Origin of the sequence: Nonomuraea sp. B10E15 (assembly GCF_039871615.1) — a bacterium.
Taxonomy (GTDB): Bacteria; Actinomycetota; Actinomycetes; order Streptosporangiales; family Streptosporangiaceae; genus Nonomuraea.
Genome location: NZ_JBDPMB010000023.1, coordinates 21059 through 36530 on the forward strand (window position 1 = coordinate 21059; position 15472 = coordinate 36530).

Sequence of the window (15472 nt, forward strand, 5' to 3'; positions counted from 1 at the left end):
GGACGCGCTGACCCGGCGCGCACCCGGCGTTACGCTGAGTGGACATGGGCAACCTTCCGTTGCGGCTGCTGCAGTGGGCGACGCACGTCACGGCGTGCGGGCTGCTGCTCATCGCCATCGTCACCGTGCTGCGCGACGGCCTCGTGGCCGTGGCCGCCGGAGGTGTGCTGCTCGGCCTCGTCCACTCCACCGGCCCGGTGATCGAACGCCGGCCCATCCCGGCGCTCGTCTGGCTGGGCCTGGTGACGGGCGGCTGGGCCGCGCTGGCCGTGGCGGCGTCCCCGTTCGTGTGGCCGGTGTTCGGGCTGCTCTTCGCCTACCTGCGGATGTTGCCGCTGTGGGCGGCCATGTTCGGGGTGACGGTGCTGACGTCGGCGGCGGTCGCGGCGGCGGCCTGGCACGCGGGCGAACTGACGGCGCCGCTGACGCTGGGACCGGTGTTCGCGGCGGTGCTGGTGACGTTGCTCGGGCTGGCCTGCGAGGCGCTGCACGCGGAGGCGGCCCGCACCTAGCGCAGCGCGGCGTCGCCGCGGCGGAGGTTGGCCATGGCGGCAGCGATCACCGCGCCCGTGAGCCGATGATCGCGTGCGCCTCGGTGTCGTCGAGCTCGTCGGGAAAGGCCACCTCGAGGGCTTCTGCCCACTGGGCCTGGATGTCGAGACGCGCGTGAGCACCTCGCGCATGGATTCGCCGGGCCGCCGCCCGGCCAGTAGCTCGTTGACCGTCTCCACCTGATCCGGCTGGTCAGCGAAGACCAGGTCTTCTTTGGCGGGGAAGTAGGTGAAGAACGTCGCGGGGGAGATCTCGGCTGCCGCGCAGATGTCGGCGACCGTGGTGGCCTCGATCGGCCAGGCCGTGCGAGAACGGCGATCAGCGCCCTGACGGGAAGGCGGAAGGCCGAACGCCGCGGCTGCGCCCCTCCCGTTGCACGCTGCGCCTCCAGAAAGCCGAGGCGGGCCGCCGCCTTGCGAGAAGCATGGCCGCCCTGCTGCTACGTCAACGGGGTTTCGGCTTGGAGCGCCAGGTCGACGACTACTGGCAGGCCAAACGACGTGATTATCAACACATACTGCCGGTGTTGACCCCAAGTTTGGTTGAGGTGCTTGAGTGTTCCGCATGCACACAAACGTCCAAGCACCGGTTATCGAGGACTCCAGCGTCGATCACAGCGCCGACCGCGAGGCCATCGCGCAGATCATCAAGAATGTCGAAACTGCCTACAACACCAACGACGCCGAGCTCATGGTGTCAGATCTGGCAAGCAATGCCATCATGGGCAACGCCGTCGGCATGCTGGCTCACGGTCGCGACGTGGTGCTCGAGGCGAGCCGGGCCGGACTCGCCGGGTTCCTGAAGGATGAGTACGTGCGATACGACGTGCTCGACGTCGTGTTCCTTCGTCCGGATGTCGCCATTGCCCACAAGGGAGCTCGCGCAGCAAACGACAAGGGTGAGCTCATCGACCGCGAGCATGTCATGGTCGCCCTCTACGTGCTTGTCAAAGAGAACGGCCGTTGGTGGGCGGTGGCCCGGCACAACACCCTGGTCCCGCAACCGGAGTGAGTGGCTCTCGGCGGGCCCTGGCAACCTGACTTCGAAGCATGTGCGCAGCCCGTGCGGTCTCTCGATCTTGACATTTGCAATCTTTCACATGTTTCACAAAATTTGTGAAACTAGTGTAGCTTCGAGCCATGACAGACGCGATTTCCGTGTCCGGCCTCGTCAAAACGTTCGGCCGGACACGTGCGCTGGACGGTCTCGAACTGGACGTCCGAAGCGGCGAGGTCCATGGCTTCCTGGGCCCCAACGGAGCAGGCAAATCCACCTGCATCCGGATCCTGCTCGGCCTGATGCGCGCCGACGCGGGCGAGGCTCGCCTGCTTGGCGGCGATCCCTGGGCCGACGCCACCGAGCTGCACCGCCGGCTGGCCTACGTGCCGGGCGACGTCACCCTGTGGCCCAGCCTCACCGGCGGCGAGGTGATCGATCTGCTGAGCCGGCTGCGCGGAGGAGTGGACGAGCGGCGCAAGGCGAGCCTCGTCGACCGGTTCGAGCTGGACCTGCGTAAGAAGGGCCGGGCCTACTCCAAGGGCAACCGGCAGAAGGTGGCGCTGGTCGCGGCGCTCGCCTCCGACGTGGAACTGCTCATCCTCGACGAGCCGACCTCCGGCCTGGACCCGCTGATGGAGGCGGTCTTCAGGGACAGCGTGGCGGAGGAGAAGGCGCGCGGCCGTACCGTGCTGCTGTCCAGCCACATCCTGTCGGAGGTGGAGGCGCTCTGCGACCGGGTGAGCATCATCAGGGCGGGGCGCATCGTGGAGTCGGGCACGCTGGCGGAGTTGCGCCACCTGAGCCGTACGTCCGTGGTCGCGGAGGTGGCGAGTTCGCCGGCCGACCTGGCCGGTCTGCCCGGCGTACACGATCTGCGGATCGACGGCCTGAAGATCGCCTGCCAGGTCGAGCCCCGCCATCTCAACGCGCTGTTCGACCGGTTGGCCGCGCTGGGGCTGCGCGGCGTCACGGCGGCGCCGCCGACGCTGGAGGACCTGTTCATACGGCACTACAAGACGGCGAGCAGCGGCGCGCGGCCCCGGAGGGTGGCTGCCTGATGAGCGTCTTGACCGGGACCGGCGCGCTCGCCCGGCTCATCGTCCGCCGCGACCGACTGCTCCTACCCGTCTGGGGCCTGCTGGCCGCGGTCTACCCGGCGAGCATCGCCTCCAGCACGGCCGCCCTTTATCCGACCGCTGAGGATCTGCACGGCGCGGCCGACGCGGCGACGGCCAACCTCTCGCAGGTGGCCACCCGCGGCCCCGTGTTCGAGGCGAGCGTGGGCGGGCTGACCGCGTACACCGTGTCCAGTGCGGGCGCCATGCTGCTCGGGCTGGTCAGCATGCTTCTGGTGATCCGGCACAGCAGGGTCGAGGAGGAATCGGGCCGCCGTGAGCTCGTCGGCGCGGGGGCGGTGGGCAGGCACGCGCCGCTGACCGCGGTGCTGGCCGTGGTGCTCGCCGCCAACCTGGTGATCGCCGTCCTCATGGCAGGGGCTCTCATTGGCGCAGGGCTGCCCGCCTCCGGGTCGTGCGCTCTGGCCCTGTCACTGGCCGCCGCCGGCTGGACGTTCGCCGCGGTCGGCGCCGTCACCGCGCAACTGACGCAGAGCGCGGTGGCGGCCAGGGGGATGGGCGTCGCCGTGTTCATCGCCTTCTTCCTGATCCGCGCGGTCGGCGACGTGGGCGGTGCGGCCTGGTTGTCGTGGATGTCACCACTGGGCTGGACGGCTCGGACACGAGCGTTCGCCGACGAACGCTGGTGGGTTCTCCTGCTGCTGCTGGCCCTGGTCGTGCTGCTGGCAGGCATCGCCTACCGCCTGTCGGCCCGCCGTGACCTGGCCGCCGGGTCGTTGCCCGCGCGGCTCGGGCCGTCCGCGGCGGCGCCCGGCCTGCGCAGCGCCCTCGCCCTGGCCTGGCGGCTGCACCGCGGCCAGCTCCTGGGCTGGACCGCCGGTTTCGCGGTGGGCGGCCTTGCCCTGGGCGGCGCCGTCTCTGGCGAGATCGAGGAGCAGATCGAGGCTCCGCAGATCATGGAGATGATCGCCAGGGTGGGCGCCGGCGATGCCGAGCCGGTCGACTTCTTCGTCAACTACCTGCTGTCCATGCTCGCCTGGATCGTCGCCGCCTACGGCATCCTGTCCGCGCTGCGGCTGCGGACGGAGGAGACGGAGGGACGCGCCGACCTGCTGCTGGCGACCCCGACGAGCCGCGTCCGGTGGGCGCTCGGCCATCTGGTCATGGCGGTGACCGGGCAAGCCGCGGCGCTCATCGCGCTCGGCGCGGGCGCCGGGTTCGCATACGGCGCGAGCAGCGGCGACCTGGGCAAGCTGCCCCTGGTGCTGGGAGCCGCGCTGGCCTATCTGCCCGCTGTGTGGGCGATGACCGGGATCGCGGTCCTCCTGGCCGGCCTGCTGCCGCGCCTGTCGATGGCCGCGTGGGGGATCTGGGTGGTGTTCATCCTGCTCGACGTATTCGGCATGCTGGGGCAGGTCGACGAGTCTGTGCTGGTCGTCATCCCGTTCGTGCACGTGCCCTGGGTCGTGCTCGGGCAGGTGACAGTGGCACCCCTGGTGCTATTGAGCGCGGTCGCCGCCGCCCTGGGCGCCGTCGGGCTGGCCGGCCTGCACCGGCGCGACATCGCCTGACTCCTGCTCCAGCCACTTGTGCATCAGCATGGGCACCTCCCTGCGAAGGAAGGCGAAGAACCGCCGGGTCTCCTCCAGTCGCGCCCCTACCGGCGTGTCCCGGCCGAACACCGCAAGGCCCTCCAGGGCGCCCTCCTCGAAACGGCGGTAGACGTGGTCGCTAGCCAGAGCCGCCGTGAACCACGCCACCTGATCTACCCGGTAACGGTCACGCCGCTCGCCCGGATCACGCTCGCGGGCGACCATTCCGACGTTCATCAGGTATTTCACCGCGCCGGAGATCGCCGACGGGCCCACCTGGAGCCGGTCGGCCAGCTCGGCGGCGGTGAGCCGGCCGTCGTCGGAGACGAGCAGCGCGGCGAAGACCCTGGCCGCCATCCGGGGATAGCCGGACTCGGACATGATCATCGCGAACCGCTCCAGGAACTCCTGGTCGTCGAGTGTCATCCGAGTGATTTTACACAGTTCACGAAATGCATGAAGGAGCGCCGCATGGATCTGCTGCCGACCGTCCGAGACCATCCCTTCGACCCGCCCGCCGCGCTCAGGCGGCTGGCCGCCGACGGCCCACTGCACCCGCTGGCCTTCCCCGACGGCCACGTCGGCTGGGTGGTGACCCGCATGGCGACGGCTCGGGCTGTGCTGAGTGACGCGCGCTTCAGCGCCCGGCAGGAACTGCGTCATATGCCGTATCCCCATCCGCTCGGTCAGGAGTCGTTCGCACCCGCCATACCCGGCTGGTTCATCCGGATGGATCCTCCGGAGCACACCCGCTACCGGCGGCTGCTGACCGGCCAGTTCACCGTGCGGCGGATCAACCGGCTGATCCCCCGGGTCCAGCAGATCACCGAAGAGCACCTGGACACGATGGCACGGGCCGGCTCCCCCGCCGACCTGGTCCAGGACTTCGCACTACCGATCCCGTCCATGGTCATCTGCGAGCTGCTCGGCGTGCCGTACCGGGAAAGGGAGGAGTTCCAACGCACCACCGCCACCGTGCTGAAGCTCGACGCGGACAAGCACGATGTCATCGCCGCGCTCACCAAGCTGCACGAGTTCTTCGTACGGCTCGTCGCCGCCAAGCGCGCGGAGCCGGGCGACGACCTCCTCAGCGGCCTCATCGCGGGCGGCGAACTGACCGACGAGGAGCTGCGGGCGATCGGGATGCTGCTGCTGGTGGCGGGGCACGAGACGACGGCGAACATGCTCGCGCTCGGCTCCTGGACGCTGCTGCGCCATCCGGAGCAGTTGGCTGCCCTGCGCGCCGCCCCGACGCTGATCGACAACGCGGTCGAGGAGCTGTTGCGGTATCTGTCCATCATCCAGTTCGGCGCGCAGCGCGCCGCTCTGGAAGACGTCTGGCTGGACGGCACGCTGATCCGCGCAGGTCAGACCTTGGTCGTCTCGATCCCCGCGGTCAACCGCGACCACGCGAAATTCCCGGATCCGGACACGTTCGACCTGGCCGGGGACGCCGCCGGGCACCTCGGCTTCGGCCACGGCGTCCATCAGTGCCTGGGCCAGCAGCTGGCAAGGATCGAGATGAGAGTCGCCTACCCGGCCCTGTTCCGCAGGTTCCCCGACCTCCGGCTGGCCGCTCCCGACGAGGAGATCCCGATCCGTACGGACATGGCGATCTACGGTGTGCACCGCCTGCCGGTCGCCTTCTAGAAAGCCACTACCGCCTTCACCGGGGAGCTAGTACCTTCTAAAAAAATCTCCATTGGCGATAGAGTTCCGGCTCTCGGGTGAAAGGATGATGATGACCGTAATGGAGCAGGCTGCCGAGGCGATGCGAGCACTGGCCCTTGACGAGGTCCTCAAGGACCACGTCGCCGCAGACCCCGCACTACGCAAGCTGGCCTGGCGGGTGGCCGAACGCTACGTCGGTGGCCAGACCGTTGCCGAGGCGCTCGCCCGGGCCGCCCTGGTGAACGCGGAGGGCAGGTCCGCCACCCTTGACTACATGGGGGAGAGCTGCCGGGACGCCGGCCTGGCCACGGCCGAAACCGAGATATTCCTCGACCTGTCACGGCAGGCCGCAGCCCGCGGGACGAATTGCTCGGTGTCCCTCGATCTCTCCCATATCGGCTCGGTGGTGGACCGGGAGCTGGGGCTCGCCAACGCCACCCGGCTAGCCGAGGCCACGGCCGCCGCGGGCCAGGAGATGATGATCTCGGCGGAGGGCTCCGCTCGTACGGATCTCATCCTGTGGACCCACGAACGTCTCTGCGAGCGTTTCGACCACGTCGGCGTCACCATCCAGGCCCGTCTGCACCGGACGGCCGATGACCTGACCCGCCTGCTGCGGCTGCCCGGCCGCATCCGCCTGGTGAAGGGCTCCTTCCTTGAACACGAGTCCATCGCCCACCCCCGTGACAGCCACGAGCTGCGGGCGGCCTTCCTCGCGTACGCGACCCTCCTGCTGGACAGCGGCCACCTCTGCTCGATCGCCACCCACGACCTGGACCTTCTCGATGAGCTGCAGCCGCATATGCGGCGGGACTCCGGCGCTTACGAGGTCGAGATGCTGCTCGGACTCGGCGACGATCAGCTGCCGACGATGCGGGATCGCGGGCATCCGGTCAGGGAGTACATCGTGTTCGGCACCCAGTGGTGGCTGTACGTATGCAACCGCGTCGCCGAGGACCCGCTCCGCCTGTTCCAGGCTCTGGTGGACGCCACCCGGCACGGCGGTCATCCCGCATCCGATCCGATGACAGGAGTGGAGTGACGGTCAGCCGTACAAGTGCCGGCCGTACTGCGGGCCGTAGTAGACCTCCAGGTCTTCCAGCTCCTCGTCGGGACGTTCCAGGGATTTGGCGATGCGGGCCCTGGAGGGGGCCGCGTCGGGAGTCCACGTCTCGGGCTTCCAGAGGGAGGAGCGAAGGAAGGATTTGGAGCAGTGGTAGAAGACCTCCTCGATCTCAACGAGGAGGGCGAGCCGAGGACGGTAGCCCTTGACGATCATCCGGTCGAAGAACGGGGCCTCGCGCAGGATCCGGGCGCGGCCGTTGATGCGCAACGTGTCACCGCGGCCGGGGATCACGTAGAGCAGGCCCACCTGGGGGTTGCTCAGCACGTTGCGGAAACCGTCGGCGCGCCGGTTACCGGGACGTTCCGGGATCACGATGGTCGTGTCGTCGAGGACCAGAGTGAACCCCGCCGGGTCGCCTTTGGGCGATGCGTCGCAGGAGCCGTCGGCGGCAGAGGTGGACACCAGGCAGAAGGGGGAAACCGCGAGCCACTGCTTGTCGTGCTCGTGCAGGCAAGAGCGCACCTTCGTCGCAACGCGCTTCAACGGCGTCCCGAGAAGTTCGTTTATCTCCTCCTCTGATGTGATCTCCTCTATCCCCTCAGCGACCATGACGCATCCTCCCAAGAGCTCCGGATCATGTAGTCCTCGTACCCGTGCCGAGCGCGCCGGTCAGCGCGACCCGAGCCTTGCCCCGCCGCTGTCACAAGGCGTTCCGTTCGATGGCCTCGAAACGGTGGAGGCTGGGAGTGCCTGCCAGCCGGGACAGGGCCTCGCGCAGTTCGGCGGCTTCCGCACCGGCCCAGCCGACGTAGCCGTCCGGGCGGATGAGCGAGGTCCCCGGCGAGCAGGAGCCCGGTGGGCCCCGCTCCTACGACGATCACCTCGTGCATACCTTTGCCTCCTTAGTAATAGGCCCGCATCAGCTCGATCGACCACTGCGGCTGAACGATCTCGCCCTGCGGGCCGAACTCGGTCATGTAGGGCTTGATGTCCAGCACCGGCGTGCCGTCGATGGCGTCCAGACCGCGTACGTGGATGTCGAGGCCGTCCACGGCGAGCAGCCGGCAACGGGAGACGCCCAGCCGGTTCGGGCGGTTCTTGCCCCGCTGGGCGAAGATGCCGACCTCCGGCCAGTCGGGGTTTCCGCGAGGGCGGCGGGCGGCGGTGTGCACGGAGGAGGGAGGCACGAGATGGAACTGGTACACCACCTCCAGGTGTGAGAACGTCTCCAGTCCTGCGAGGGAGTCCGGCCCGAAACTCGTCCCGTCGAGGCGGATCAGCGCCTGCTCGGTGTTCCAGTCATCGTCGAACGCCTCTGCGCGCCCGCCGACGACCGTTCCCACCGGCTCCACGACGATGGCCGTCGCGTCGTTCAAGGTTTCCTCCAGTCATCGGGGCAGTCGCACCCGACCGTACGGCCCGGCGGCCACGGCTGGATCAGTCACGGTGACCGGTGTCTACCCGACCGGCCCGCGGGGGCCGCCGGCCGGTTAGGTAAGGTCGGGTACCGTGATCGGGCGGAACGCGGAGATTGCCCTCCTCGGAGGCCTGATCGCCGAGTCCCGCGCCGGGCAGGGCAACGCCGTCGCCGTGTACGGCGAGGCCGGGATCGGCAAGTCGGCCCTGCTGGCGCACCTCGCGAGCACGGCACCCGACAACGTGCTGGTGCTGCGGGCGACCGGCGTCGAGGCCGAGTCCGAGCTGCCCTTCGCCGCCCTGCACTTGCTGCTGCGACCGGCTCGTCACCTCGTGGACCAGCTTCCCGCCGCACAACGGGCGGCGCTGCGCGGCGCGTTCGGAGAGGACGAGAGGGACACTCCGGACCGTTTCCTCGTCGGGCTCGCGGTGCTGACCTTGCTGGCCGACCTTTCCGAGCAGCGTCCGCTGCTGTGTCTCGTCGACGACGTGCAGTGGCTGGACCGCGCGTCGGTGGACGCGTTGTTGTTCGCCGCGCGCAGGCTGGCGGCCGAGCGCATCTCCATGATCTTCGCCGGCCGTGACGACACGGATCCGACCTTGCCCGGCGTCCCGGAGTTGCGGCTCACCGCTCTTGCCATGGATGACTGCGCGCGGCTGCTGGCCGAGCGCGCGGACGATCTCACGCCCGAGGCGCGCGATCGCGTCATCGAGGAGGCCGAGGGCAACCCGCTGGCGCTCCTGCAGTTCGCCGGGAGCCTGACCCCCGAGCAACGGGCCGGACGCCTTCCGCCGCTTCCCCTTCAGCCGCCGGGGCCTTCCCTCGCCGGGCGGTTGCAGCAGTCACTGCGCGCCGCGATCCGGCGCCTGCCCGAACGCGCCCGGTTGCTGCTCCTCGTCGCCGCCGCCGACGGATCGGGGAGTCTGCCGCTCGTCCTGAAGGGGGCACAGGCACTCGGTGCCACGCCGGAAGACCTGGAACCTTGCGAGCAGGCCGCCCTCGTGGAGGTCTCCGACGGCCGGCTGCGCTTCCGGCATCCGCTGATCAAGGCCGCCGCCTACCACGAGGCGCCTCTCGCCCGCCGCGTGGCCGCCCACCGCGTGCTGGCCGACCTCCTCGTCGACGACGAACACGCCGACCGCAGGGCCTGGCATCTCTCAGCCGCCGCCCTCGAGCCCGACGAGGAAATCTCGACCATCCTCGCGGCCGCCGGCGAGCGTGCCCGCGGGCTCGGCGGCAACACGTCGGCCGCCACCGCCTACGAGCGGGCGGCGCAACTCACCGTCGACCGGGACAGGCGCGCCCGCTGGCTGGCGGCGGCCGCACAGGCAGCACTCGGCGCCGGTCAGCTCCCCCGTGCCCGTGCCGCCGCCGACAGGAGCCGACGCCTGACCACGGACCCCGTGCTGCTGGCCCGGCTGACCACCGTACGGGCCGCGGTCGAGACCGAGCAGGGCGACCCGGCACAGGCCGCCCACATGCTGATCACCGTCGCCGGCGCTGGCGTCGTGCAGGCCGCGCCCGCCGAAGCCGCGTCGCTGCTCGCCACGGCCGCCGGCGAGGCCTGGTTCGCCGGGGACCACACCGCACTCGGGCAGGCCGCCGATCTCCTGGAATCTCTCGGCTCCGGCGTCGAGGCCCGTCTGACCCCCGTGGTCGCGGCCGTACGCGGCATGGAGCGGGTGTCCGCCGGCGACCCGGCCGCGGGCCTGCCGCTTCTGCGTTCCGCCATTCCCGCGGCCGACGCCACCGAGACCGACCCGGACACCTCGACGGCCTGGGGCATCGCCACCGACCCTGCCGCCGGGGCGTACGCCGTCTTCAGCGCCCTGATGACCGGCGACGACGACGCGGCCAGGGAACTGGCCGCCGCCCGGGTGGAAGCCTGCCGCCATCAAGGGCTCATCGGAGCCCTGCCACACGCGCTGCAACTCCTCACCCAGGCGCAGATCCTGTGCGGCAGGCACGCCGAGGCCGCCGAATCCGGCGCCGAAGCCTGGCGGATCGCGCACGACACCGGACAGGCGGGACGGCTGGTGCACCTTCACGGCATCCTGGCGCGCCTGGCCGCCATCCGAGGCGAGGACGAGGAATGCCTCCGCCTCGCCCGCCAGGCTGAGGGCACCGCCCAGGAGCGCAACGGCTCCGGGTGGGGCGGATGCGCGCTCACCCTGCTCGACCTCGTACGAACGCGCTACGACGCGGTGGCCGAGCGAATGGCACGGGTGCTTGACGGGCCGCTCGGCCACACTGTGATCGTCACCTTCGCCATCGCCGACCACGTCGAGGCGTGTGCCCGCCTTAACGAGCCCCACCGGGCGACCTCGGCATTCGCCCGGTTCGACGCCTGGGCAGCGGCCAGCGGCCGGCCATGGGCGGCGGCCGTCGCCCACCGTTGCCACGCCCTGCTCGCCCCTCGCGACGAAGCCGAGGCGCACTTCGGCTCGGCGCTCGCCCTGCACGCCCGGGGCGGACGTCCTTTCGAACGAGCCAGGACTCAGCTCATGTACGGCGAATGGCTGCGGCGGGCACGGCGCCGCGCCGACGCCGGCGCGCAACTCAGCGCCGCCTTGACTGACTTCACCACGATGGGAGCCGCGCCCTGGGCCGAGCGAGCCCGCATGGAACTGGCCGCGACCGGCGTCCCCGCCACCGCGCCGAACCCCCGCGCCGACACCGCGCCGCTCGACACCCTGACCCCTCAAGAACTGCAGGTGGTGCGGCTCGCCGCCACCGGGGCCACGAACCGGCAGATCGGCGCCCAGCTCTTCCTCAGCCCCAGAACCGTGGGCTTCCACCTTTACAAGGCCTATCCCAAGCTGGGCGTCTCGTCGCGGGCCGAACTGGCGGGCATCGACTTCGGTCCTACCGGTGACCGGATTCGGCACGACGCGTAGCAAGGGGAAACGCCGAAACCCGGCCAGAGGAGTGCGCACCTCGTGGGAGGCCGTCCGCAGTGAACCCGGTGAGATGCCCTACGCGGTCGTGGGGCGCGGGTGGGCCGGGTCCAGCTCGCGAGGAGTCCCGGTCAGGCCGTCACGATGGCGAAGTCCGGCACCGGCCGGTCCAGTACGGCGACCAGCCGCTGCAGCGCCGCCGTGTTGCCCTCGCGTTCGACCCCTTCGACGCCCTTGCCCGCCAGCAACCCCACGAGCTGCTCCTTCGTCAGCCGCAGGGTCAGGTCGGCGGCGGCGTCGCGCGGGTCGCGCTGCTGGACGAGCACGCCGTTGCTCAACGTCGTACGGTGCCGCTCCCCCAGGTCGGTCAGGTGCCAGTCGATGGCCAGCCGCTCGTGCCAGGCGCGCGGCCCGTCGACGCGGATGGCGATGGAGTCGAAGATCTGCTCGACGCTCAGCGCGGCGAGCAGATCAGGAGAGGTGACGTCCATGGTGGCGGGCACGATGCCGTCGCCCAGCTCCAGGGCGCCCATGAGGTAGAAGTTGCGCCAGGTGGCGTTCTCGGCCCCGTGGCCCAGCCTCGTGTAGACCTCGGCGAGCAGATCCCGAGCCTCCTTGTTGCCCTCGTCGGCGAAGACCGCGTGGTTGAGCAGCTGGGCGGCGAAGCGCAGGTCGTTCTCGCCGATGTAGCGCCGGGCGAACTCCACCACGCCGGCGGCGCCCCCCAGGCACTCGACGTAGCGGATGGCGCTCTCCCTGGGCGGATGCTCCCACAGGTGGGCCGGGTTCCCGTCGAACCAGCCCAGGTAGCGCTGGTAGACGGCCCTGACGTTGTGGGAGACCGAGCCGTGATAGCCGTGGGTGTGCCAGGCCTGCTCCAGCTGGGGCGGCATGGTCATGGCCTCGGCGATCTCGGGGCCCGTCAGGCCCTTGTTGATCAGGCGCAGCGTCTGGTCGTGCAGGTAGGCGTACATGTCGCGCTGCTGCTCCAGGAAGCGCACGATGGCCTCGCCGCCCCAGGTGGGCCAGTGGTGCGAGGCGAAGGCGACGTCGGCCCGGTCGGCGAACAGGGAGACCGCCTCGGTCAGGTAGCGCGCCCACGCGCGGGCGTCGCGCACTGCGGCGCCGCGCAGGGACAGCAGGTTGTGCTGGTTGTGGGTGGCGTTCTCGGCCAGGCAGAGGGCGCGGTGGTCGGGCAGGAGCAGGTTCATCTCCGCGGGAGCCTGGGCGCCCGGCGTGAGGTGGAAGATCATGCGGATGCCGTCGACCGTCTCCTCCTGGCCGGTACGCGTGAGGTCCAGCGTGGGCGGGATGAGCGACACGGTGCCCGTCGAGGCGGTCATGCCGAGGCCGCAGCCGATCTGCCCCTCGGGTGAGCGGGGCAGCGCCCGGCCGTACAGGTAGACGGCGCGGCGGGTCATCGCGTGGCCCGCGTAGACCCGTTCGGACGCGGCGTGCTCCAGGAACCCGGCCGGGGCCAGGATCGGCACGCCGCCGTCGGTCACGCCGCGCACGCCGCCGAAGTGGTCGACGTGCGTGTGGGTGTAGATGACGCCGGTGACCGGGCGGTCGCCGCGGTGGGCGCGGTACAACTTCAGCGCCGCGGCGGCGCACTCTGTGGAGATCAGCGGATCGATCACGACGACGCCCCGATCGCCCTCGACCAGCGTCATGTTCGACAGGTCCAGGCCGCGCACCTGGTAGACGCCGCTGGTGACCTCGTACAGTCCCTGCCTGGCGCAGAGCCGGCTCTGCCTCCAGAGGCCGGGATGGGCCGTCTCCGGGCAGTCCTCCTGGAGGAAGTCGTAGGAGTCGCCGTCCCAGACGACCCGGCCGTCCGCCGTTCTGACCACCGCCGGGCTGAGCTTCGCGATGAAGCCGCGGTCGGCGTCCGCGAAGTCGCCCTGGTCGTGAAGTGGAAGGTCTGCCATGCCGTGTGGCATGCCCGGGAATCACTCCCCATAGCTCAACAGACTTCCCTAATAGCATGAATCTCGGGCAATAAGGACATATGACAGCAGAGCCTCGCCGGTCGCCATTCGCGTATTCTCGCGGTCGTGAGAGCTTGCGTGTTCGACCTCGATGGCGTGCTGGTGGACTCCGAGCCCGTGTGGGAGGAGGTGCGCCGGACGTTCGTGGCCGAGCACGGCGGCGCCTGGCAGCCGGACACGCAGGCCAGGCTCATGGGCATGAGCACCGCCGAGTGGGCCGCCTACCTGCACGAGCTCGGAGTGCGCAGGCCGCCCGCCGAGATCGCCCGCGGCGTCGTCGACCAGATGGCCGCCCGCTACCGCGACGGGGTGCCGCTGCTGCCGGGGGCGGTGGAGGCGGTGCGGCGCCTGGCCGAGCGCAACACGCTGGGGCTGGCCAGCTCGTCCCCGCGCACGCTGATCGACGTGGTGCTGGACGCGGCCGGCCTGAAGGAGTGTTTCGCCGCCACCGTGTCCACCGAGGAGGTCGCGCGCGGCAAGCCCGCCCCCGACGGCTACCTGGAGGCGGCCCGGCGGCTGGGCGTCGACCCCCGCGGCTGCGTGGCGGTCGAGGACTCCAGCAACGGGCTGCGCTCCGCCCACGCCGCCGGCATGCACGTGATCGCCGTACCCCACCCGCGCTACCCGCCGGCGCCCGACGCGCTCGCCCTGGCCTGGCGCGTCCTGCCCAACCTCGACGCGCTCACCCCCGAGCTGCTCTCATGAACGCCCGGGCGGGGTTGCTAAGCTCACGGAATCGTGCGAGACATCACGGTTTTCAGCGGCAGCGCCCACCCCGAGCTCGCGGAGGAGATCTGTGCCCACCTGGGCACTCCCCTGCACCCAGTCCAGGTTCACCGGTTCGCCAACGACGTGCTCGAAGTGCAGTTGCAGGCCAACTGCCGCGAGCGTGACGTCTTCCTCATCCAGCCGCTAGTCCCGCCGACGCAGGAGAACCTCGTCGAGCTGCTGCTGATGCTCGACGCCGCCCGCGGCGCCTCCGCCGCCCGGACCACCGTCGTCATGCCCCACTACGCCTACGCGCGCAGCGACAAGAAGGACGCCCCCCGCATCTCCATCGGCGGCCGGCTGGTCGCCGACCTGATGGTGTCCGCCGGGGCCAGCCGGGTGCTGGCGATGACGCTGCACTCGCCGCAGGTGCACGGCTTCTTCAGCGTCCCCGTCGACCACCTGCACGCCCTGCGCGAGCTGGCCGCCCACTTCCGCCGGTACGACCTGTCCAACACGGTCGTCGTCTCCCCCGACCTCGGCAACGCCAAGGAGGCCGCCGCCTTCGCCCGCCTGCTCGGCGCCGACGTCGCCATGGGCGCCAAACAGCGCTTCAGCGACGACCGCGTGGTGATCAGTTCCGTGATCGGCGAGGTGGCCGGCAAGGACGTGATCATTTTGGACGACGAGATCGCCAAGGGCTCCACGGTCATCGAGCTCCTCGACCGGCTGCGCGAGCGGGGCGTCAGATCGGTCCGCGTGGCCTGCACGCACGGGCTGTTCTCGGCCGGAGCGCTGGAACGGCTGGGTGCGCTGCCGGAGGTCGAGGAGATCGTCTGCACCAACACCGTGCCGCCGCCCAAGCCCTGCGACAAGCTCACCGTCCTGTCGATCGCGCCCGCCCTGGCCGAGGCCATGCGCCGCATCCACGACGGCGAGTCGGTGAGCGCGCTCTTCGACACCGGCCCGTGAGAGCTCACCTGAGCACCGGGCGGTCGACCGCGGGGGCTCCCGCCCCGCGGAAGACGCGGGCTCTGATCGTGGCGACGAGCAGGGCGAGGATGGGAATCACGGCCACGAACATGCCGTAGGCGGGAGTGAGGGCTTCGGGGGTGACGTTGTTCGTCTCACCCGGATCCCATAAGGAGATCGCGACGGGAATCACCGCGGTCACGACACCCGTCAGCGACGCCAACCCGAAATAGTGCGGCTTCGCGGCGCCGAACCACGCGGCGAGCGTCGTCGCGACGCACATCATCAACATCAGGACGGGTAGGGCACGATCATGCTCTTCCCATCCGGCGAGGGCGAGATCCACCAGCGAGCGCGCCGTGGCGAGCCTTTTCATCCCGACGTCTTCATACGTGACGGCCCAGGGAAGGGCCGTCGCGAACAACATCGAGACGCCGATGGCGACTCCCCACACCGCCTGCTCGACTCTGCGCTGCAGGAGACTCTGGTCGCTGTGCATGTGCCTGACGGTAGGCATCGGCGCTTCACGTT

Annotated in this window: 14 protein-coding genes and 1 pseudogene; 9 read left to right on the forward strand and 6 right to left on the reverse strand. The window is 70.3% G+C overall.

What is annotated here, in order from left to right; genetic code table 11:
- The first annotated feature begins 44 nt into the window (after nucleotides 1-44).
- Entirely contained in the window at nucleotides 45-512 is a 468-nt protein-coding gene (locus tag ABGB14_RS40475) for a hypothetical protein (RefSeq protein WP_347649164.1), read from the forward strand.
- Nucleotides 513-758: 246 nt separating this feature from the next.
- Here ABGB14_RS40475 and ABGB14_RS40480 read toward each other — a convergent pair.
- A pseudogene (locus tag ABGB14_RS40480) lies at nucleotides 759-1118 on the reverse strand (helix-turn-helix domain-containing protein); the annotation flags it as partial.
- Here ABGB14_RS40480 and ABGB14_RS40485 point away from each other — a divergent pair.
- From ABGB14_RS40485 to ABGB14_RS40495, 3 genes are all read left to right on the forward strand, one after another.
- Entirely contained in the window at nucleotides 1117-1563 is a 447-nt protein-coding gene (locus tag ABGB14_RS40485) for an SgcJ/EcaC family oxidoreductase (RefSeq protein WP_347649291.1), read from the forward strand. The pseudogene ABGB14_RS40480 and the gene ABGB14_RS40485 sit on opposite strands and share 2 nt — an antisense overlap.
- Before the next feature lie 128 nt (nucleotides 1564-1691).
- Nucleotides 1692-2609: an ABC transporter ATP-binding protein gene (locus ABGB14_RS40490; RefSeq protein ID WP_347649165.1), complete on the forward strand. Its 918-nt coding sequence runs from the start codon at nucleotides 1692-1694 to the stop codon at nucleotides 2607-2609.
- A complete protein-coding gene (locus ABGB14_RS40495) occupies nucleotides 2609-4198 on the forward strand; it encodes a hypothetical protein (protein WP_347649166.1) in 1590 nt (529 codons plus the stop codon). The genes ABGB14_RS40490 and ABGB14_RS40495 overlap by 1 nt, the downstream gene beginning before the upstream one ends.
- Here the strand turns inward: ABGB14_RS40495 and ABGB14_RS40500 are convergent.
- Nucleotides 4127-4645: a MarR family transcriptional regulator gene (locus ABGB14_RS40500; RefSeq protein WP_347649167.1), complete on the reverse strand. Its 519-nt coding sequence runs from the start codon at nucleotides 4643-4645 to the stop codon at nucleotides 4127-4129. The genes ABGB14_RS40495 and ABGB14_RS40500 overlap by 72 nt on opposite strands.
- A gap of 45 nt (nucleotides 4646-4690) precedes the next feature.
- On the opposite strand from ABGB14_RS40500, the gene ABGB14_RS40505 reads away from it, so the two are divergent.
- The gene (locus ABGB14_RS40505) at nucleotides 4691-5869 is read left to right on the forward strand and encodes a cytochrome P450 (RefSeq protein WP_347649168.1); all 1179 of its coding nucleotides are present in this window, start codon (nucleotides 4691-4693) and stop codon (nucleotides 5867-5869) included.
- A gap of 85 nt (nucleotides 5870-5954) precedes the next feature.
- Complete coding sequence (locus tag ABGB14_RS40510; RefSeq protein WP_347649169.1) at nucleotides 5955-6932, forward strand: proline dehydrogenase family protein; 978 nt, start codon at nucleotides 5955-5957, stop codon at nucleotides 6930-6932.
- 3 nt (nucleotides 6933-6935) lie between these two features.
- On the opposite strand, the gene ABGB14_RS40515 is transcribed toward ABGB14_RS40510, so the two are convergent.
- Together ABGB14_RS40515 and ABGB14_RS40520 are read right to left on the reverse strand one after the other, a co-directional pair.
- Complete coding sequence (locus ABGB14_RS40515; protein ID WP_347649170.1) at nucleotides 6936-7565, reverse strand: pyridoxamine 5'-phosphate oxidase family protein; 630 nt, start codon at nucleotides 7563-7565, stop codon at nucleotides 6936-6938.
- Nucleotides 7566-7858: 293 nt separating this feature from the next.
- Nucleotides 7859-8332: an SAM-dependent methyltransferase gene (locus tag ABGB14_RS40520; protein ID WP_347649171.1), complete on the reverse strand. Its 474-nt coding sequence runs from the start codon at nucleotides 8330-8332 to the stop codon at nucleotides 7859-7861.
- A 133-nt stretch (nucleotides 8333-8465) separates the two neighbouring features.
- Here ABGB14_RS40520 and ABGB14_RS40525 point away from each other — a divergent pair, with 133 nt between their 5' ends.
- Complete coding sequence (locus ABGB14_RS40525) at nucleotides 8466-11270, forward strand: AAA family ATPase (RefSeq protein ID WP_347649172.1); 2805 nt, start codon at nucleotides 8466-8468, stop codon at nucleotides 11268-11270.
- A 131-nt stretch (nucleotides 11271-11401) separates the two neighbouring features.
- Here the strand turns inward: ABGB14_RS40525 and ABGB14_RS40530 are convergent, their stop codons facing one another.
- Nucleotides 11402-13201, reverse strand: a complete 1800-nt coding sequence (locus tag ABGB14_RS40530) for an alkyl sulfatase dimerization domain-containing protein (RefSeq protein ID WP_347649173.1) — start codon at nucleotides 13199-13201, stop codon at nucleotides 11402-11404.
- 126 nt (nucleotides 13202-13327) lie between these two features.
- On the opposite strand from ABGB14_RS40530, the gene ABGB14_RS40535 reads away from it, so the two are divergent.
- Entirely contained in the window at nucleotides 13328-13966 is a 639-nt protein-coding gene (locus ABGB14_RS40535; RefSeq protein WP_347649174.1) for an HAD family phosphatase, read from the forward strand.
- A gap of 33 nt (nucleotides 13967-13999) precedes the next feature.
- A complete protein-coding gene (locus ABGB14_RS40540) occupies nucleotides 14000-14941 on the forward strand; it encodes a ribose-phosphate diphosphokinase (RefSeq protein WP_347649175.1) in 942 nt (313 codons plus the stop codon).
- Nucleotides 14942-14945: 4 nt separating this feature from the next.
- Here ABGB14_RS40540 and ABGB14_RS40545 read toward each other — a convergent pair whose 3' ends face one another.
- Nucleotides 14946-15440 carry a hypothetical protein gene (locus ABGB14_RS40545; protein WP_347649176.1) on the reverse strand — a complete coding sequence of 165 codons (495 nt, stop codon included), beginning with the start codon at nucleotides 15438-15440 and terminating at the stop codon, nucleotides 14946-14948.
- Nucleotides 15441-15472 lie beyond the last annotated feature (32 nt).